Annotated in this window: 16 protein-coding genes; 7 read left to right on the top strand and 9 right to left on the bottom strand. The window is 57.6% G+C overall.

Translation table 11 applies throughout. The features are described from left to right. Positions 1–99: 99 nt before the first annotated feature. The 7 genes from G1C94_RS01485 to G1C94_RS01515 form a co-directional block, all read right to left on the bottom strand. Positions 100–1,326: an ABC transporter substrate-binding protein gene (locus G1C94_RS01485; RefSeq protein WP_172143999.1), complete on the bottom strand. Its 1,227-nt coding sequence runs from the start codon at positions 1,324–1,326 to the stop codon at positions 100–102. A gap of 360 nt (positions 1,327–1,686) precedes the next feature. Beyond that, a complete protein-coding gene (locus G1C94_RS01490; protein WP_172144001.1) occupies positions 1,687–2,400 on the bottom strand; it encodes an HAD family hydrolase in 714 nt (237 codons plus the stop codon). 235 nt (positions 2,401–2,635) lie between these two features. Next, positions 2,636–3,496: an AraC family transcriptional regulator gene (locus tag G1C94_RS01495; protein WP_172144002.1), complete on the bottom strand. Its 861-nt coding sequence runs from the start codon at positions 3,494–3,496 to the stop codon at positions 2,636–2,638. 242 nt (positions 3,497–3,738) lie between these two features. After that, positions 3,739–7,143, bottom strand: a complete 3,405-nt coding sequence (locus tag G1C94_RS01500; protein ID WP_172144003.1) for a DUF5107 domain-containing protein — start codon at positions 7,141–7,143, stop codon at positions 3,739–3,741. Between the two features lie 250 nt (positions 7,144–7,393). Continuing rightward, the gene (locus G1C94_RS01505) at positions 7,394–7,885 is read right to left on the bottom strand and encodes a PBECR4 domain-containing protein (protein ID WP_172144004.1); all 492 of its coding nucleotides are present in this window, start codon (positions 7,883–7,885) and stop codon (positions 7,394–7,396) included. A gap of 552 nt (positions 7,886–8,437) precedes the next feature. Then, the gene (locus tag G1C94_RS01510) at positions 8,438–9,535 is read right to left on the bottom strand and encodes a mandelate racemase/muconate lactonizing enzyme family protein (protein WP_172144005.1); all 1,098 of its coding nucleotides are present in this window, start codon (positions 9,533–9,535) and stop codon (positions 8,438–8,440) included. A 95-nt stretch (positions 9,536–9,630) separates the two neighbouring features. Further along, positions 9,631–11,040: an MFS transporter gene (locus G1C94_RS01515; protein ID WP_172144006.1), complete on the bottom strand. Its 1,410-nt coding sequence runs from the start codon at positions 11,038–11,040 to the stop codon at positions 9,631–9,633. Between the two features lie 280 nt (positions 11,041–11,320). On the opposite strand from G1C94_RS01515, the gene tkt reads away from it, so the two are divergent. From tkt to G1C94_RS01550, 7 genes are all read left to right on the top strand, one after another. Then, positions 11,321–13,423 carry a transketolase gene (gene tkt, locus G1C94_RS01520; RefSeq protein WP_172144007.1) on the top strand — a complete coding sequence of 701 codons (2,103 nt, stop codon included), beginning with the start codon at positions 11,321–11,323 and terminating at the stop codon, positions 13,421–13,423. A gap of 79 nt (positions 13,424–13,502) precedes the next feature. Next, entirely contained in the window at positions 13,503–14,312 is an 810-nt protein-coding gene (locus tag G1C94_RS01525; protein WP_253902261.1) for a gluconate 5-dehydrogenase, read from the top strand. A 21-nt stretch (positions 14,313–14,333) separates the two neighbouring features. Then, the gene (locus G1C94_RS01530) at positions 14,334–15,314 is read left to right on the top strand and encodes a sugar kinase (protein ID WP_172144008.1); all 981 of its coding nucleotides are present in this window, start codon (positions 14,334–14,336) and stop codon (positions 15,312–15,314) included. Between the two features lie 49 nt (positions 15,315–15,363). Continuing rightward, positions 15,364–16,029 carry a bifunctional 4-hydroxy-2-oxoglutarate aldolase/2-dehydro-3-deoxy-phosphogluconate aldolase gene (gene eda, locus G1C94_RS01535; protein ID WP_172144009.1) on the top strand — a complete coding sequence of 222 codons (666 nt, stop codon included), beginning with the start codon at positions 15,364–15,366 and terminating at the stop codon, positions 16,027–16,029. An 83-nt stretch (positions 16,030–16,112) separates the two neighbouring features. Further along, positions 16,113–16,751: an RpiB/LacA/LacB family sugar-phosphate isomerase gene (locus G1C94_RS01540; RefSeq protein ID WP_172144010.1), complete on the top strand. Its 639-nt coding sequence runs from the start codon at positions 16,113–16,115 to the stop codon at positions 16,749–16,751. A gap of 332 nt (positions 16,752–17,083) precedes the next feature. Next, complete coding sequence (locus tag G1C94_RS01545) at positions 17,084–17,743, top strand: GntR family transcriptional regulator (protein ID WP_172144012.1); 660 nt, start codon at positions 17,084–17,086, stop codon at positions 17,741–17,743. A 170-nt stretch (positions 17,744–17,913) separates the two neighbouring features. Next, entirely contained in the window at positions 17,914–19,026 is a 1,113-nt protein-coding gene (locus tag G1C94_RS01550; RefSeq protein ID WP_172144014.1) for an Mrp/NBP35 family ATP-binding protein, read from the top strand. A 32-nt stretch (positions 19,027–19,058) separates the two neighbouring features. Here G1C94_RS01550 and gmk read toward each other — a convergent pair whose 3' ends face one another. Together gmk and pyrF are read right to left on the bottom strand one after the other, a co-directional pair. Next, on the bottom strand, positions 19,059–19,637 hold the full coding sequence (gmk, locus tag G1C94_RS01555) for a guanylate kinase (protein ID WP_172144016.1): 579 nt from the start codon (positions 19,635–19,637) through the stop codon (positions 19,059–19,061). Further along, on the bottom strand, positions 19,634–20,572 hold the full coding sequence (pyrF, locus tag G1C94_RS01560) for an orotidine-5'-phosphate decarboxylase (RefSeq protein WP_172144018.1): 939 nt from the start codon (positions 20,570–20,572) through the stop codon (positions 19,634–19,636). Before pyrF ends, gmk begins: the two co-directional genes overlap by 4 nt. Between the last annotated feature and the right edge of the window lie 3 nt (positions 20,573–20,575).

Genomic DNA, 20,575 nt, shown 5'->3' on the forward strand with positions numbered 1-20,575 from the left:
TCGATGTGATTCATGCAGGTCGGATGGATCCTTAACACAAGCGGTGCGAGCGGCTCACTCAACCCATGCGCATGAATCGATCGCGTAAGGCTGATGCTGTCAGGAAAGCGTCTTGATCTTGGCATCAAGATTCGATGCGGCCTGATCTGGCGTTTCGGAACCAAGAGCCACTTGCTGAAGCTGAGCGAAGGTTTCTGCTCTCAGCGTTGAGCGCCCGGAAGTAGGCCATCCCAAAGTGTTAAGGTACAGATTGCCGGTGCTAAGGTACAGCTCGTACGGCTCAGAGAAGTGCTCGTCAATTTCCGGCGTATAGTTCTTCGTGGCAGGAATAAGACCCAAGCCATCCTGCACGTTCTTCAGACCTTCCTCAGATGCGATATAGGCAAGGAACTTCTCAGCGTTCTCCAGCTTCTTGCCGCTGATCTTCGAGTTGATGGCGTATCCGGAGTCAGCCGCACCTGGAGCATAAGGAGTGTCCTCTTTGTGAAGCATTGGCAGACGGCCAAATGCATAGTTCAGGCCAGCATCATTGAAGGTATTCACATCCCAATAGCCAGAGGGCATCACCGCAAGACGGCCAGCGGCAAATTCAGTACGCACCTGATCGTCGCCCAGACCTGTAACCTCAGACCCCATAACACCTGTATCAAACAGCTTTGCCCATTCGGCATAGTATTCGCCGTATGTATCTTTAAACGTGGTGTCGCCATCGGTAATCTGTTGGTCAATGGATTTGCTTGCCTCGGAAGAATCAAAGCCAATCCAACTTTCCACCATGGCACCGAGACCGGCCTTAGGCTCCAGATAGGGCTTTTCCACACCGGCATCCTTCAAAGCTTTGAGCATCTCGATAAATTCATCCCACGTCTCGGGAATGCTGTCGTAGCCCGCCTTGGCCAGTAGATCCTTGTTATAGGCGAAAGCGTTCGTCCACGAGGTCACGGACATGGAATAAATCTTGCTATCCACCGATGATTGCTCTTTGTTTGTATCATTGAGATCCGCCATGAACGGTTCATCCGTAAGATCTTTCACCGTGTTGTTTTTCACAAGATCATTAAGCTGTTCAGGCGGAGCCACAAACACGTCAGTCAGCTGGCCTCCGGAAATGCGGGTCTGCAAGGTTTGCTGGTAGCCAGCCTGCGCACCATTGGTGGTAGAGAATTTGATGGTGATGCCAGGGTTAGCAGCCTCGAAACCATCAATAAGCTTCTGGTAACTGTCTTGCGTGTTGTTGGCAAAGAAGGTAATCTCGTTCTCATTGCTTTCTGTAGCACTACATCCAGCAAGCGATGCGGCCACGCCAATAGAGGTAATAACGGCCACAGTCCTCACCATATATTTTCCAGTTGAGCACTTCATCGTCTCGACCCTTTCAAAGTCAGTTTTTCTCAATCAATGATTTCTTAAAGCTTTAAACATCAACGTTTCAGCCCTTCAGAAAATCTTTGACACCAACATCATATTGTCGCTTTTTCTCAATCTTCATCGAGCGATTGCTCTATGATAGAGAAAAATTGCTTTCAGATGAAGCATTGCAGCATGATATGACGCTATCGACAGACGAGCCACCTTTCCGGCAGTTCGGGTCAAGTTACCCGACGCATGGTCAACATACATTGCTATGGGAGTCATCGATGGAAACGCCCTCAAAACCCTAAATTTTAGGGAAGGCATTCCTCTTATTCATCGCAACAATGCCTGCACTGCGATCCCTCGAAAATCTTGAATGCACTGATAACGCGCATCGGCTTTTGCTGGACTGCGCGTTAATGCAGTAAGCGCATACACTGCACCTGCACCTGCCGCAAGCGCAGAGGCTAGCCCCGTGGAGGAATCCTCGAAAATCACACAGTCGCGAATATCGGCCTGAGCCATGCAGGCGGCCGCCAAATACCGATCGGGAGCAGGCTTGGCGGGCAATGGACTATTCCCAGTGATAGCGAACACATTATCTGGACCGAATGTCTCAGCTGGCGCGGCAGCAAGTACATGGCGAACTATGCGCATAGGCGAGCCTGTAACCAGTACCGAATCGATATGCAGAGCCGCCAATTTGCGCAACAAATCCAAGGCCCCGTCCGCCCAAGGAATCGGCTGAGAAGTAAGCGATGCCTCCGCTGCGGAAACCAGCTGCTCGATAATCTCCCACGCGGGCAGATTTACGCCGGACTCACGCAGCACACGAGCGCATTCGGACAGGCTCGCCCCTTCCAATGCTCTGGACACATCCGGAGGAATACTGTTACCAGCCGCCGATGATTGATCTGGCGCATACTGCATATATAATTGCTGCTCCGCGTCTGCCCAGAACCGATCCGAATCAACTAACGTGCCGTCCATGTCCCACAGCACCGCTGCCGGTAATCTCAACTGATCGACAGCACTTACGATGTTCATGATTTCATGGTACTTGCAACGCGATTATGCGTATGCGCCGTCAAAACGAAAACGCAGCTTTAGCGAATAACAACGCAATTTCACAACACCAAGCAGCTTCGCCAGCCAAGGTATACGCGTCTATTTACGCTTTACGCCTTTGCTCGGCGAATCCAGATGTCAAATATTCCCGAACGCTTTGGGGTCGGAGAAGACCTGGTTCAGAGATGGCTGAGTCTAAAGTAATCACTCACGTTTAATCATTCTCCGTGACGCGGTTTGACGCACGATATTCAAGCGGAGAAGATCCGACGGCACGCTTGAACGCAGCGCCAAACACCGAGGTCGAAGAAAAGCCGCACCGCTCGCAAATCCGTTTCAACGTCGCATCACTGTTTACCAGCAGATATTTGGCGGTATGCAATCGGGCATCGATCACATAGGCGTGCGGTGTCAGACCGGTTTCCCTTTTAAATACGCGAATGAAATGATATTCGCTTAAATACGCATGTTCCGCCAGTTCCTTCACTGTGAGCGGCTCATCAAGATGCGCAGCAATATAAGCGATGGCATCTTCTATGACCCGCGACTGCCGGGCGGGGGCACCAGGCTCTGATTCCGAAGCGAACTCGGTGAGCACATCGGTAATGCACTTGGCCATACGGGGTTCGGAAAACCCTGATGGAGAAACGGCCATATCATTGATTTGCCTCAATCTGTTTGCCGCATAGCCCGGGTTGTGCAAGGAAAACACATTGCCAAGCTTGCCCGTGATGAAATCAAAGTATGCCCTGGCCATGATGCCATCGAAATGCACCCATAGCGCCTCTGTGGCTTCATCAGTACCATAGACATGCTTCGCGTAACAATCCACCAAGGCAAATTGCCCGGCCGAAGCATGGAAACGCCCTTGAGGCAGGTTAAAATCCAGAGAGCCGCTTTTTACGTAAATCACCAGAAAGCTGTCAAACGAGCTGCGCTCCAGCAAGTATCCGGACTCATAGCAAAAATTACCAGCTCTCAGCAAATACAGAAATGTGCGCCTAGCAACCGCGGAAGGCGTGTGAATAAGAAACGATGACTTGTCAACATCAACGTTCCGTTCCGCTGGCTTCATCGCCGACCTCCCTTATGCGAAGCAGTAAATCTATATACAACAATGTATAACACTTCTAATGGCTTTTATTTGCGGTGCATGATTATGGCTATTCCCAAATGTTTGACTTGGCGAAATTTCAACACAAAGACTCGCCGTGGCAAGCGTTCGCCATCAAGTTATGTAGAGATCCACACATAAGCGTAGGGGTTTGAACATGAATGTACTTCAAACCCCTACCTAGACAATATATCTGCTGCTGCCTATCGGTCGATCACATGTCGGTTCGCCAGCTCATCGGTGAACAGATTGGACTGAATATGGCTGGGATCAATAGCAAGGGCATCAGCAAGCAGCCGCTCGGCCCTATTTATCTCACCCATGCCGATGCAGGCCAACGCCATGATGTACTCGCAGTGGATGCGGTTCATCTTGGTGTAGTCCTTGTCGTAGATAAGGAAGTCCGGCAGAGAGACTGCAAAGTATTCAATCTTCACCTCATCATCCAAGTGCTGTTCGCCGAAATCGAGCAGGCGGTAGAAACGGGCATTGGCGGCACCTTTCTCCCCCAGCTCCTTGTGGGCAAGACCCTGGAAGAGAATCATCTCGGCAGGCTGATCGTTGTAATACATCGCGCCCCTCACTTCATCAGGACCGACGGTGGCCAGGCGGAACTCACGTTCTGATGCTTCTCTATTGCCCAGTTCGCGCTCAACGAGACCCAGATAGTAGTGCAGGTCGTTGTCCTTCTGCCCCTCGAGCTTGCCTTCGCCTAGGTTTTCGGGGTATGTCTGAGCTTGGGTCAGCAGCTCCTTAGCACGAGCCCAGTCGCCAGCAGCCATCTCATCTTTGGCCAGTAAGGTCAAAGCGATGCGATATTGCGTGGTAATCTTACCTTCGCCACCTTCCCATGGATGGAAGCGACGCTTACCCATAAGCTCGAATGCCTTGGCGTAGTGGCCAGTGAGGTTGAGCACGGTGAGGTATTCGATGGTCAAGTCGTCACGCCCCTGCACCACGTCAAGATGCTGCTCAAACTCCTTCAGGCGCTGCTCATAGTTCCAACCCAGCGTGCGGTGCAGCTGATCGAGTTCAAGGAATACACGGCTATCGGTGGGGTTCAAGCGGAACGCTTCTTCCATTTCCACCGAAGCTCTCTTGCTGTCGCCGCGTTTATTGTAATAGGCGAGCGAGAGGTTGCGGTGCACAGTCGGGAAGCTTGGATCGATAACCTTGCTTTGCTCCCATAGCTCAATAGCGAAGTCAGCCTGCAGACGATCGTAATACAAGCAACCGAGGTAGTACAATGCCTTGGCAACGTTCACACCAGCCGATTCTCCAAGAGCAATGGCGGCGCGCAACACAGCGATGTCTTCCAGCTTGTTTGGGAAACAGTAGGCGCTGTCCGCGGTTTCGGCAGCCTTGAGGAATGCCTTGGCGGCTTCGGCATGATTCAGCTTGGCGGAATACCACGACTCGTAATAGTTCACCATCGGGTCGCTTTGATCGGCGCGGGCAAGCAACCGCAACGCTTCTTCGTAGGCTCCGAAGGCGGCGTAGTCGCGGGCGACCTTGAGATAATTCTGGGTGAAACCTCGCATGAGGGCGAAGATTGTCTCATCGCCATTAGTCAGGAAACGCTCGAAACCGGAAACGTAATCGAAGGCATCAGCCTCGAGGTTGGCGTCTACTGTGACCGCCGCATCTTCAGTACATCCAAGCTTACGCAGGATATAGGCCTTGAGCCCGCAAGCGTGCAGGTTCTTAGCATTCTTGATTAATCCGCGTTCCACGTAGTCAAGCGCATCGGCAAAGTCACCTCGGCGAGTGGCGATGGCGGCCATCCAGTAGTAGCTCATCTCCTGCTGGGCGTTGTCCCAGGTTGCCTTGTAGAAGGCATCAAACGCCTTGTCCACATACTGCTTTGCCAAATGTTCAGGTGCAAAATCGGCAAGGTAGAGATTCACAAGGCCGAGGTTGTAATAGGCCTCGGAATCGTAGGGGTTCGGGTTGCGACGAGTCAAACGTTCGATGGCTTTGTCAAAGTACGGTCTGGCCTTGTCGAACACGCCTCGGCGCATGAGCAGACGACCATAGGCGTTGTTGATGCGCGCGTCGCCCGGATCGCGCTTCAGCCCTTCGAGATAATACGGGTCGGGCAGATAAGTGGCGTGGCGATACTGTTCAAGATGCAGGCCCGTGAGCAGCAACTCCTCATTGGTGGGCACGTCGGCTGGGTCGAGTGCGGCTTCGGCGGGGCTAGGAATCTTGTTGGTTCTTGCCGGCAGTTGAGTATAGTCCACAAGCGTTTTGCCTGTGGCGGTATCGATTACAGTTACGGTGATCTGCGTTGGGGTCACACCACTCGTGGAGAATTCGGCGGTGATAATGTTCGTCGGAGAAAGCTCTGAAATCGTTTCGAACAGCACATAGCCATTGCTCGTGGTCACAGACACGCGAGCAGCTTCGACTTTGTGTGTGCCATAGATGGTAACACGTCCTTGGCCGTCGTTCAGCCCATGACCGTCTACACCTTCGGTTTCACCTGCGGCTTTGGCTGGGTCGACCGGCCCGAACTCAAGGTTCACAACGGCGTCAAGCGTGGCGTTCTTCACCAATCCCACAGCCTTGTATGGCATGAAGTATTGCGTAAATTTCTTAGATTCGAACGGCTTGAGCCAAGTGAAGTCGGGCTGATTGTCGGTGTACACGCCTGTCATGAGCTCAGCGTAGGGACCGTTTTCGTCGGTGAGATTACGATCCCATGCCTTGCCAAAATCACCGCAGCCCCACACCCACTGCTTCTTACCGGGGCTGATGTGATGGTCGGCAATGTGCAGAATGCCCGCATCTTGCTCATAATCATAGCCACCCACGAAGTTGTAGTTGGATCCAGCGGCCATGTAGGAGGTCGGCACCGGCACGTTCTTGTAGCGGCCGATGTCTACGCCTTCGGAATAGTCGTGCTTGTAGTAGGTGCCGGTGGCAATCGGATAACGGGAAACATCACGCTTGCCGTGATCCATCACTGCAGTCACATCCGGAGGCATCACCGTACGAGTATGGTCGTTGACCGGCACGGCAGGGTTGGCCCACCACAGGAAAGTTTGCGGGAATGCGGTGCCATTGTAGAGATCGCCGGTAATGGCGATGTAGGCCTTGCCCGGATAAAGTGCCACGGTGGTAACCACTTCAGTACCATGCATCTGATCCACGTCATGGCATTGCACACACTTACCGCCGTCTTCCAAATCCACAATTTTGTAATCCACAGGCAAGTATGTGGTAGGGCGGTGATGCTGCGGCCAGTTGAACTCGATACCGCCAGAGATCCATGGACCGGTCAGGCCCACGAGAGCTGGCTTGATCACATCATTACGGTACACAAAGTCATAACCGTTGGTCTTGTCCTTGGCGTACTGAATACGGCCGCCAAGCTCAGGCAGCACAGTGACCTCGAGATACTCGTTTTCAAGAATTACCGCCTTATAAGTTTTGTCTTCTTTCTCGTCCTTGATGGATTCAATTACCGGGTATGGGTAGACCTTACCGGTTGACCCTTGGTAGACACGCTTTTCGATGAACTGCGGGTTCTTATCCGGCTCGCCGAGACCATAAGTGGGAATGATGAGCGTGGTGTCTTGAACGGTGACTGTATTAGCAGCCATAATTGCTCCTTCGCAACAGTATTTTTGTTTGTTGCTACCAGACTATGGCTTGTTTTGCTGCCATCTTTTTGTTTGTTGCTTCACTATATAGAAATACTGCTATTTGCTCATCGAATATCATCACAGCATATTGCTGTCAGCAACATCAGTCATCCCTCGCACAACTTTCGGATCCAGCCAGCCCTTTCCAATCCTCGTTCGCATCACCATAATGGCACTTCCCCATCACAGAACCTCCCTGCCAGACGGCTCAGCGAATCCGTCTTCCGGGACGAATGAACATCGTCTCGAATACTGGCGGGATGGTAAACGGGTTCGCCGTATGAATCTTGCAGACCGTCGGCATCCTTGACCAGACCAAGCGACCATTCCAGACCGCCGCAATAGACCGCGATGCCATTGTTGCCCGACACGACCACATAACACGCGTCCCGCAGCGCCAACGCATGCCCAATGACTTTCCCCTTGCGCTGCGCGGAATCGATTCCTTCCCGATAGCCAATGGACGAAATTTCACCTTGCCTCCAAGAACATCATCGTAGAAGCGGCCCGCCGGCCCATCCTTGTATGTCAGTCCGATAAGATGGCGGAAACGGTTCTTGTCCCAATGTATCTCATAGCGGGAGCCATCATCGCGGTGGATGATGGTGACGCTTCTGCCAAGAAGTTCGCGGTAGAACTGAGCACCCTTGCGCATGTCGTGGAGAATGCCCCTCTTCGAGCGTGTGCCCGACTGCGACATGATTCCCCTTCCCGCGAACAAAAAACAGGGCGCAGTTCACTTGCCGCCCTGCGCTGCTCCTCACCATACGGCGCAGTCAGCCGAAAACTTAACCTTCCCTTCTCAAACTCAAAGATAAGCCAGCCCTGTTCGTCACCGTCGGTCAGGCGGTACAAAAACGACCTTGGGGATGTTTCGTTGCGTCCGTTTTTGTACGTAGCGACACGGCAACGGACACGGCCACGACTGACCGTGCAAACCCGAAAATGGAACCATTGTCGCCATGCTCCTCTGGATTCTGATTATCTATTGGCCGACATTATTGGTTTGCCAGTTGTCAGTTCCATGTGAATCCCAATTACACAAGAAGCTCCCGACTATAGTCGGGAGCTTCTTGTTCTGTCGCATTGGATTATTCGTGGGACGGGATGGCTACCCGCCATTTGTCACGCCCTAATTTCACGAGAGTGGCGGAGAAACCCGCGGCCTCGACGTACGCCATGTAGGCCATGGCGACGGCGTACCCGGAACAGACCTTGCTCTGCGGAATCATGGCAATCACCAACCCAGCGATCAGAACTTGTGCTCGTTGATGTAGTCCCAGTTGAGCTCAAGGCCGTGGCCCGGAGCGGTCGGCGGGACCCAATATCCGTGATCGATGTTGTCGGACGGCTTGAAGATGCCCAGGGCAGTCCAAGTGCCGCCATCGGTCATTTCGGAGGCGTAGATGTTCGGGACGCAGGAGAGCAGCGAGGCGCTCAGTTCCATCACGAAGTGCGGGGTCATGGGCAGGTTGTGCGCACGCGCCGCGGCCGCGATGTCGAGGTAGCCGGTGATGCCGCCGACTCGACCCAGATCCGCCTGCACGTAGTCGCAGGAGCCCTGCTCGAAGTGCTGGTTGAACTGGTTGAGCGTGTAGGTGTTCTCACCCAAGGCGATCGGGGTGTTCACGCGCTCGCGCAGCACCTTGTGGCCGACGATGTCGTCGCTGGGCAGCGGCTCTTCGATCCACAGCAGGTTCAGATGGTCGAACTTCTTGAAGGCGCGCAGGGCGGCCGGCAGGCTCCAGCCCTGGTTGGCGTCGACGGCCAGCGGGAAGCCGGGCACGGCCTCCTGAATCTTGGTCAGACGCTCGACGTCCTCCTCAATGTCCGGCTTGCCGACCTTGACCTTGGCGCAGATGTAGCCTTCGGCCTTCCAGCGCTTGACCTGCTCGATCACCTCTTCGACGGTGAGGTTCAGGTTGATGCCGGAGCCATACAGCGGGACGCGGTCGCGCACCTTGCCGAGCAGGTCGTACAGCGACACGTCCAGCGACTTGGCGAGCAGGTCCCAGTAGGCGATGTCCAGGGCGGACAGCGCGTGGGTGGTGACGCCGGCGCCGCCGACATCGTGGATGTACTTGTAGGAGCGACGCCACAGACCCTGCGGCGAAACCTTCAAACCAATGACATCGGGGATAATCTCCTCATCCAGCTGCGCGATGGTGGCACCACACCAACCGGAGGTGTGGCTGAAGCCCACGCCAGTCAGACCGTTGGAACCCATCACTTCGGCGATGACGACCTCGATGTTCTCCACGTGGTGGATCTGGTCGCCCCACGGCCCTTCGGGCAGCGGCACGCGGGTGGGAGTGAGCTTGATGCTTTCAATGGTTGGGATTTCCTTCATGATGTTCCTTTTCCTTTATGTACTTGCTATTTGTTGCTTTGTGTTGGTTTATTGGATGGTGGCCGACGCGCCGCACGGACGCGCCGGCATGGTACTTACTTGGATTCCGCGGCTCCCTCCTTCTTGATGGTGTCCGCGGAAACCGCGTGGTTGAACACTTCGGGAAGGATGAAGGTGGCCGCCAAGAACGCGATAATCGGGAAGATGACGACGATGAGATCGGCCTTGACCACACCGAGCTGCTCGAACAGCACCGGAAACACCCACAACGTGACGAACGAGGCGAGCTTGACGAAGGTGTAGGCGATGCCGGAGGCTGCGCCACGATAGGCGGGCTTGGCAACCAGGGAGGCGACGGTCTGGCCGCTCTCGGAAGACCAGTAGTGACCCCACAGCATGATGCCGGAACCGAGGATAATGATGAACATCTGGTTGTTGGCAATGCCGATGACGGAGATGACGATGCCCACGGCCACCAAGCCGAAGCCCCACTGGCTTAGGCCCTTATGGCCGATCTTCGGCAACAGCATCGGCCCGACGAATGCGGAGATCGAGGCGAGGATGTAGACCACGAACATGGCCAGGTTGTTCTGCACCAGAGTCGCGATGCCGAGGCCGGCGAGGATGGTGGGCAGATAGAAGGAGAAAGAGTAGTTCTCAAGCGCCTGCACAAAGTTGGAGATCCAAGCGAAGATGGTGGAACGGCGGGTGAATTCGTCGGAGAACAGATCCTTGACGGTCTCGCCCCAAGTCGGACGAGGGAGGGTCATGTTCTCGTCGGGCACAACACCGGCGAGCACATCCTTGCCGTAGTAGTCAGCCGCGACCTTGCGCGCTTCCACGAAGCGGCCATGCTCAACGTACCAAGTCGGGGTCTCCGGCAGGTTGTGACGGGCGAGCAGCAGCAGAACGGCGGGAATGGCCGGAATGGCGAGGATGATACGCCACGTGATGTTCGGGCTCAGGCTGCCCAGCTCGAAAGCGGTGACCAGCGCGATGGCGCACAGGATGCCGAGCGAGAACATGAACTGCCACCTGTTGGCCATCACTTCTCGCTTGCCCTTGGGCATGATCTCCATCATGTAGGTGAAGCCGTTGGCCACATCGGCACCAACCGGGATGCCGGCGATGCAACGGATGACAGCCAGCGCGGCCATGCTCGGGGCGAGGCCTTGGGCGACGGCGCAGATGGCGAACATCGTCATGGAGGCCATGAAGATGTTGCGGCGTCCGTACTTATCAGTCAGCCAACCACCGAGAATGGCACCGACGATGGCGCCCAGCTGGGTGCCCGCCGAGGTGAAGCCCAGCAACGCGGCGGAGGGATGGAACACATCCTTCAGGTGCGTCATGATGAACGACATCGAATAGATGTCCCACGATTCGATCAGCAACGCCGTCACCATCAGCCAGCCGGCCTTTGATGCGTGCTTCGCCTCCTGACGATCGAGAATGGCCTTCGCCTGCTCGATCGTGTCGTAGATGGCCAGATTAGCTTTCGCCATATCAGCACACTCCTTTGTGTCCGGGAACAACGTCTCATCAATGAGTCATCATTCCATATTCCACGTTGGTGAACCATTGGTGAACTCCGTCACCACCGTGGTATTTTTTTCATATACGTGTGATATATTAGATACCAACAAAGGAATTTGTCAACACGACACACACGTGTCGCCGCAAAATCCTTTGATATATAAACAAAACAGCGCACCCACCGAAGTAGCTGCCAACGAAGGCGGAACTTCAATCCGCGTGCAACCTCACAGTGAAAGGAAACCGTTCATGACCGAATTCAACTGGTCCGAACTGGATACCAGAGCCGTCAACATGGGCAAGGTCTTGTCCGCCGATGCAGTGGAGCACGCAGGGCACGGACACCCCGGCTCGGCCATCTCCCTGCAGCCGATCACCTACACGCTGTATCAGCACTTCATCAAGCACGACCCGGCCGACCCGAAATGGCCCGGCCGCGACCGCTTTGTGCTTTCGGGCGGCCATGCCTCGCTGAGCCAATACATTCAGCTGTATTACGCCGGCTATCTGAATATCGACGACATCAAGAACTTCCGCGGCGGCGACGAAAGCCGCACCCCCGGGCACCCCGAATACGGCCTGACGCCCGGCCTGGAAATCACCACCGGCCCGCTCGGCCAGGGCTTGGCTTCGGCCGTCGGCTTCGCCTACGGGCAGCGCTATCAGCGCGGACTGCTCGACCCGGATGCCCCCGCCGGCACCTCGCCGTTCGACCATAAGGTGTGGGTCGTGTGCGGCGAAGGCGACGTGGAGGAAGGCGTCTCCGCCGAGGCGTGCTCGTTGGCAGGCAATCAGAAGCTCGGCAATCTCACCGTCATCTTCGACGCGAACCATATTCAAATCGAGGGCGAAACGCAGATCGCGTTCGCCGAGGACATCCTCAAGCGCTACGAAGCGTATGGCTGGTACACCGACGAGGTGAGCTTCATCCAGCCCGACGGTTCCTATAAAGAGGACACCGAAGCGCTGGCCGCCGCCCTGCACAAGGCGGAGCAGGTCACAGACCGCCCGCATTTCATCAAGGTGGACACGCTGATCGCATGGCCCACCCCCGGCAAGGTCAACGACCCTTCCACGCACGGCGCACTGCTGGGCGCGAAGGCCATTGCGGATTTGAAGAACCTGCTCGGCTTCGACCCGGAGCAAACCTTCCAAGTGGACGAAGAGGCGCTGACCCACGCCCGCGAAGTCGCGCAGCGCGGCAAGGAAGCCCACGAGGAGTGGAACAAGCGCTATGAGGCATGGCGCGCGAACAACCCCGACAAAGCGGCGCTGTATGACCGCATCAAGGCCGGGAAGCTGCCGGAAGGCTTCGACAAGGCCATCGACGATCTTGAGGCCACCTATGAAGTCGGCAAGGAAGTCGCCACGCGAGCCGCGTCCGGCGCCGTGCTCAACGCCATCGCGCCGGTGATGCCGGAACTGTGGGGCGGTTCGGCCGATTTGGGCGGTGCCAACCTCACCGACATCGACGGTGCAACCTCGTTCGCACCCGAGGAATACGCCACCTCGCAGCACCCGAAGGCCGGCCCCTATGGCCGCCAGATGCACTTCGGCGTGCGCGAATTCGCGATGGGCGCCATCACCAACGGCATTCTGCTGGATTCGGACACCCGCCCGTTCAGCGGCACCTTCTTCCAGTTCGCCGACTACGAGCGCGGAGCCGTGCGTCTCGCCGCACTGATGGAGATTCCCAACCTGTATGTCTGGACGCACGATTCCGTCGGCCTTGGCCAGGACGGCCCCACCCACCAGCCGGTGGAACATCTGGCGGCATATCGCGCCATCCCGAACCTCGAAGTGGTGCGCCCCGCCGATGAATACGAAACCGCCGAGGCATACCGTTACTTCTTCGAGAAGGACAACACCCTTCCGACCGCGATGGTGCTGAGCCGTCAGGTGCTACCGACGCTGGCCGAAACTGCCGCTCTTGCCAAGGACGGCGTCAAGAAGGGCGCCTACATCCTCAAGGACAGCGAGGGCACCCCGGATGTGATCATCATGGCCACCGGTTCCGAAGTGCAGGTCGCGCTTGAAGCCGCAACGACGCTTGAAGGCAAGGGCGTCAAGGCGCGCGTGGTTTCCATGCCGTCGATGGAGTGGTTCGAGCAGCAGGATCAGGCATATCGCGACAGCGTGCTGCCGCCCACCGTGTTCGCTCGCGTTTCTGTCGAAGCCGGCTTGGCTCAGCCCTGGCACAAGTACCTCGGCACGTTCGGCAAGGCCGTTTCCGTCGAAACGTTCGGATTGCAAGGCGAAGGCCTGCACAATCTCAAGACGCTCGGCATCAACGCGGAGCATGTCGTCGAGGCGGCGGGCGAATCGATTGAAGCGGCTTCCGTGATGAAGTGACGGCTCAACTCAAATCAATTACACAATCGAACACAGCCAGGAACACACTGAATTAACACACTGAATTAAGGAGAACAACATGGCATTCGATATGAAGAGTTTTTCGCTTGAGGGCAAGGTCGCGTTGGTGACTGGTGCTTCGTATGGCATCGGTTTCGCGATCGCTTCGGCGTTCGCGGCGGCCGGCGCGAAGATCGCGTTCAACGACCGCAGCCAAGAGGCGGTGGATCGCGGTTTGGCTTCCTACAAGGAGGCGGGTATTGATGCGCGTGGTTATGTGGCTGATGTCACGGACGAGGCGGCGGTGAACGCTCTGGTCGCGGATATCGAGCGCGATTTCGGCACGTCGCCTGACGTTCTGGTGAATAACGCGGGTATCATCAAGCGTATTCCGATGGTGGAGATGAGTGCGGAGGAATGGCGTCAGGTGGTGGATATCGACCTGACCGGCCCGTTCATCGTCTCGAAGGCGGTGTTGCCGGGGATGATTGCGAAGGGTCATGGCAAGATCATTAATATTTGTTCGATGATGAGTGAGTTGGGTCGTGAGACGGTGTCGGCGTATGCGGCGGCCAAGGGTGGTTTGAAGATGCTGACTCGCAATATTTGTTCGGAGTATGGCGAGGCGAACATCCAGTGCAATGCGATTGGTCCGGGGTATATCGCGACTCCGCAGACGGCGCCGTTGCGTGAGCGTCAGGCTGATGGTTCTCGTCATCCGTTTGATCAGTTCATTATCGCGAAGACTCCGGCGGCTCGCTGGGGGTCTCCTGAGGATCTGATGGGTCCGGCGGTGTTTTTGGCGTCGGGTGCGTCTGATTTCGTGAACGGTCATGTTTTGTATGTCGATGGCGGGATTTTGGCGTATATCGGCAAGCAGCCGGCCTGACCGGACAAGGGCGAGGTTGTGATGGCAGACGTGACCGTGAGCGGCATCCGCCCGGGCAGGGTGCTCTTGGTGGGTGAGGCGATGGCCTTGTTCGGCGCGTGCGAGGAGGGCGACCTGAGCGAGGTGCGCGGGTTTACCGCGTCGACGGCTGGCGCGGAGTTGAACGTGGCGGTCGGCCTGAAGCGCCTGGGCCAGGAGCCGGTGTATATGACCCGTTTGGGTTGTGACCCGTTCGCCGACCGGATCCTGGGTTTCATGCGGGCCAACGGTCTGGATACCTCTTTGGTGGTGCGTGATGGGTCGCGTCCGACGGGGTTCATGCTCAAGTCCAGGGTGTCTCACGGTGATCCGACGACGTTTTATCGGCGTGCGGGTTCGGCCGCGTCGGCGATCTCGCCGGCGGACGTGGAAGCGCTTGATTGGCGGGGTGTTTCGGTGTTGCATTTGACCGGGATTCTGCCGCCGTTGAGCGAAACCGCGCTTGAGGCGTCGTATGCGCTGGTCAGGGCGGCGCGTGAGCGTGGCGTGTTTGTGTCGTTCGACCCGAATCTGCGTCCCGCATTGTGGCCGGACGTGGACAGGATGCGCACGGTGTTGCGCGAGCTGGCCGCCCAAGCCGACCTGGTGTTGCCGGGTTTGGCCGAGGGACGCGAATTGTTCGGCGCCGAGACCCCGGAAGCGGTGGCGCAGGCGTTCCTGGACAATGGTGCGAGGGCGGTGGTGGTCAAGGACGGGCCGCGCGGCGCGCTGGCCGCCACCGGGGCCGGAAGCGTGTATGTGCCGGGGTTTGTGGTCGGGCGTGTGGTGGATACGGTGGGTTGTGGTGACGGGTTCGCCGCCGGCGTGCTTTCCGCGCTGCTCGAAGGCCAGGATCTGGATCAGGCGGCGGTGCGTGGTTGCGCGTTGGGTGCGATTCAGACGCAGCACGAGTCCGACAACGAGGGCCTGCCCACACCAAGCGAACTCGACGCGTTCCTCGCCTCGCACCAGCGCGCCGCATGAACGGCATGCCAATCGACAAGACAAGTTTTGTGAAGGAGATAGGACGATCATGGCAGACGATCTGATAACAGGTTTGGCCGAGGTGGGCGTGGTGCCCTTGGTGACGCTGAATTCGGTGGAGGAGGCGGTGCCGTTGGCTCGCGCGCTTGAGGCGGGCGGGGTGCCGGTGGCCGAGGTCACGTTCCGCAGCCCCCATGCCATCGAGGGCATGAAACGGATTCGTGACATGGTGCCCGGGGTGACGTTGATCGCGGGCACGGTCCACACGCCCGAACAGGCCGTCGCGGCGGTGGACGCGGGTTGCACCGGCCTGGTCACGCCCGCGTTCGACGAGGACGTCGTCGACTGGGCCCTGGAACACGACATCGCGATCCTGCCGGGCACGGCGGTGCCCTCGGATGTGGAGAAGGCCTACGACCGCGGGCTTCGTTATGCGAAATTCTTCCCCGCCGAGGCGTACGGCGGTGTCAAAACCCTGAAGGCCTTGTCCGGCCCGTTCGCGGAGATGGGCTTCCTGCCCACCGGCGGCGTGAGCCTGGACAACGCCGCCGACTACATGAGCCTTGCGAACGTGTTCGCCGTGGGCGGCAGCTTCCCCGTGCCCTCCCAGGCCCAGAAGCAAGGCGACTGGAATGCGGTCAGCGAGGCGTGCCGCAAGGCGCGCGCCCTGCTCGAGCCGGTCATCGCGGCCAAACGCGAGCAAACGGGAAACTGACAGCCGAAATACACACCAATTAGAAAAACCAATAGCCAATACGGCAAACCCATAACCATAATCGAAAGGAACGAGTGAACATCATGCGTATCGCTTTGATCAACGAGAACTCCCAGGCCGCCAAGAACAATCTGATTTACGGGGCGTTGAAGGGGGTGGCGGACGCCAAGGGCTTCCAGGTCGACAACTACGGCATGTACGCGGCCGACGACACCGCCCAGCTGACCTACGTGCAGACCGGCATCCTGGCCGCAGCCCTGCTCAACACCCGGGCCGCGGACTTCGTGGTCACCGGGTGCGGCACCGGCGAGGGCGCCATGCTCGCATTGAACAGCTTCCCCGGCGTGATCTGCGGGCATGTCGAGGACCCCCTCGACGCGTACACCTTCGCCCAGATCAACGACGGCAACGCCATGGCCATCCCCTTCGCCCTGAAAAACGGATGGGGACAGGAACTCCAACTCAAATACATCTTCGAGCAAATGTGGCTCGAAGAGCCCGGCTCGGGCTACCCCAAGGAACGCGTCGTGCCCGAACAGCGCAACAAGAAGATCCTCGACCAGGTCCGCGCCGCCGCCTACCGGCCCCTGACCGACATCTACCAAGACCTCGACCCCGAACTGGTCAAAGGCGCCTTCGCCGGCCAACACTTCAAGGAACTCTTCTCCGAACACGCCGAACCAGGCGAAATCAAGGACTACGTACTGAGCCTGACTGACTGAGCAACGTCCACTTAATGACTTGCGCCGGTCAGCCCCTTCCACTGGCCGACGCAACCCTTTGCAAGATCTCTCACGTCCAATCAACAATGAGGTCTAAAGCAATGGCTGAAACCGGCGGCTTGTCGCACCCTTGTTCCCAATGATGCGAAGAGTCGCCGGTTTTATGCTGCCCTTTTACCAACCATCGACGAATACAGGAGCGAAATTCCCCGGTATAGCAACAAATGCGTGCTATCTTGAGACAGAAGTGGCCATTTCACAACGCTAAAGGCTCATCTCGCTGAAACATAATCGAGCAGTGTGAGCATGCGCCATGGAGAGGATGTAAGAACATGGGGTTAAGCAAGCGGGATATCGCTTACGACTATTTACGCAAGCAGATAGTGTTCTGCAAACTCAAGCCGGGCGATTTGCTGGACGAAAAACAGATTACGGAACAGCTCGGCATCAGCCGTACCCCCGTGCGTGAAGCCATCAACAAACTCGCCGAAGAGAACCTCTTGACGATTTTCCCGCGCAAGGGCATCACCGTCAGCCAGATTTCCCTGCGCGACCTTCAGGACATGATTGAAAGCCGTCTGCTGGTCGAGCCATATCTTCTGCAACAGACGTTCGTCCGCCTCGACACCGATTCCCTGCAGGAATTCCGCAATAAGGTCAAGGAGAGGGGCACCGGCAGCGGCACGGACATGGACTCCATCGAGGACGATTTCGATTTCTCCTTCCACATGTATTTCGCAAAGAAAGCCAATAACCAGTATTTGGAAAGCCTGATGTCCACCCTGTTGGCCTTAAGCCAGCGCACGCGAATCTTCCTGCCATGGTCTCCCGACCGAGTAACGGCTTCGGCAAACGAGCATCTCGCCATCATCGATTGCGCATTGAACGGTGATCAGGAAGGTGCCATCGACGCCATCCGCACGCATCTCTCCCACTCGCGCGAGGGCTATATGCATGTGTTCCAGTCGCACAGCGACTTCTTCCGCGTGTAGCATTTGTTCGCCGCTTTGCGAAAAGCGTCAGGAAGAACATTCGAGCCGCATTTGCCTTAGGCAATGAGCGGGAGATTGACATCGGGCCGGACATGTGGCGCGAAAGCCGCGAGTAGCCCTCTGGCGCGTCCGGGTGCCACCGGCTAAGGTGGAGACGCGAAAGGAGGATCATGAGCGACGCATTGCAACACATCGAAGCCGAGATCTTCAACCGCCTGAGCCGGGTGATCGACCCGGAGCTGGGGCGTTCCATCACCGATTTGGGCATGATTTCCGGCGTTGATGCCGTGCCCCGACCCGACGACGGCATCGACGTGACCATTCACGTCGAACTCACCGTCAAGGATTGCCCGCTAAGCGAAACCATCATCAGGCAGATCGATGACGCGGTGGCTTCCTATTCCGATGCCACGCTGGTTCCCCATATCGAAGTCAGTTCGATGAGCCAAGACAAACTCGCCGGTCTGGTCGCCGATCTCAAGGCCGAACGCCGGCAGAACCCATTCACCGTCCCCGGCGTCAAGACACGCATTTTCGCCATCGCCTCCGGCAAAGGCGGGGTGGGCAAATCCTCGGTGACGGCCAACCTTGCTGCCACGTTCGCGGCAATGGGCTACGACACCGCCGCCATCGACGCAGATATCTATGGTTTCTCGTTGCCTCGCTTGTTTGGAGTGCATGCGCAACCCACCAACCTCAACGGTATGCTGATGCCGGTGACAGCGTGGGGTGTCAAGCTCATGTCCATCGGCATGTTCGCCGGCGCGGATCGGGCGATTCTGTGGCGTGGGCCGCGTCTGCAACGCTCGTTGGAACAGTTCCTGTCGGACGTGTGGTGGGGCGAGCCAGATGTGCTGCTGCTTGACTTGGCTCCTGGCACCGGGGATATGGCGATTTCCGTTGCCCAGACATTGCCAAATGCCGAGCTGGTGGTCGTCACCACGCCGCAACCCTCCGCTTCCGATATCGCCGTGCGTTCGGGTTTGGTGGCGCTGCAAGTGCCGATGAGGGTGCGCGGTGTGGTGGAGAATATGAGCTATTACGATCACAAGGGCGAGCGATTGCGCATCTTCGGCCAGGGCGGCGGCCAGCGGGTCGCCCAGCAGCTCACCTCGGCGTTGGGCTATGACGTGCCGTTGATGGCACAGTTGCCCTTGCTCCCCGAAATCCGCGAAGTGGGCGAATCCGGCCGCCCAGCCGTGCTCAATCAAGACGGCACCCTGACCGGCACTCCCCTGGCCGCCGAGTTCAAATCACTGGCCCAACAACTCATGCAAAGCTGACGAAGAGCACGAAGCCGCCGTTCGCCGGATGCTTATAAGCCGTATTCGGTGGCGATGACCTGCCAGAGGTCGGCGGCGGCTTTGTCGACGGTGTTGTTGACGATGACGACATCGAACTCGTTTTCGGCGGCGAGTTCGACTTTGGCGGTTTCCAAGCGCTTGGCCTGCTGTTCGGGGGTTTCGGTGCCACGCCCAATCAGGCGGCGCTTCAACTCCTCGAACGAGGGCGGCGCGATGAACACGTATACCACATCCAACCCAAGCTCGGCAGCACGCTCGCGCACGCGGCGTGCGCCCTGCAAATCGATTTCGAGAATCGTCGGGATATTGGCCGCCAAATGCTCCTCAACCGGCTTCAGCGGCGTGCCATAATGTGCCATGCCGTGCACGACGGCGGTCTCAAGGAATTCCCCTGCCTTCTCGCCGGCCAGGAACTCCTCTTCGGAAATGAACCAATAATTGACGCCATTGACCTCGCCGGGGCGCGGCTCGCGCGTGGTGGCGGACACCGACACCCACACTTCGGGATGGTCGGCTCTCAACTTCGCTTCGACGGTGCCCTTGCCAACCGCTGTGGGGCCTGTCAAAACGATAAGACGCCCGTTCGTCACTGCTGCTCCTTTGTGGTTTCCTCTTCGGCCTGCATGATGGCCTGCCTGACATCCAAGGCTATCGCCTCGGTGGCTTCGCTCAGAGCCGAGATATCAGGGCCATGCGAGGCGATGGACCGGGACACGGTAACCAGCACATTACCATGCGTGCCTTTGAACAGCGTGGTCAAATCCTCTGCCTCAGCGCCCTGCCAGCCATAGCCGGGCGAGAGAATCGGGCCGGTGAACTGCGCCGGGTCGATGCCTGTCTGGTCGATCCACTGGCCGACGGTGGCGCCGACGATCAGCCCGACCGAGCCCATGCCGTCGATGCCGACATTGTGCTTCTGCGCGGTGGCGGCAATACCGTAGGCGACGGTTTTGCCTGCATATTCGCCGCCTTGACGAATCGCGCTTTGCAAGCTCCTGCCCTCCTCGTTCGAGGTCAGGGAGGCGACGAACACGCCGCGGCCATTGTCGAGTGCGTCATTGATGAGGTTCTTCAGCGAACGCGCGCCGTAATAGGGTAGCAGGGTGATGGCGTCCGCACGAAGCGGGGCACCGGGCTTGAAATAGGCGTCGGCAATCGCGGAAATTGTGGTGGTCAGCCCCCCGTGCAAGCAGTCCACAATCGTGATGATGCCCATCTGCCGAGCCACATACAGCAGACGTTCCAGCGCCGCGAAGCCCTTGGAACCATAGCGTTCAAACATCGACATCTGGAACTTGACGGCGGCCGCGCGGCCATTCGCCGCCTGCAACATGCGCATGGCGAACATCTCCGCGCCTTCGGCGTCGACCTGATAACCCCAATCGGTCAGCAACGCCCGGTGGGGATCGATGCCGACGCACAGCGGGCCGTACTTGTCCATCGAATTGCGCAGGCGCAATCCGAAATCGGAGCGTTGCGCGTTCTGCCGCCCGTCTTCTTGGGCTGTGTCGATAACCTCAGGCATGGC

This window comes from Bifidobacterium panos (genome assembly GCF_012932445.1).
In the GTDB taxonomy this organism is placed as follows: Bacteria; Actinomycetota; Actinomycetes; order Actinomycetales; family Bifidobacteriaceae; genus Bifidobacterium; species Bifidobacterium panos.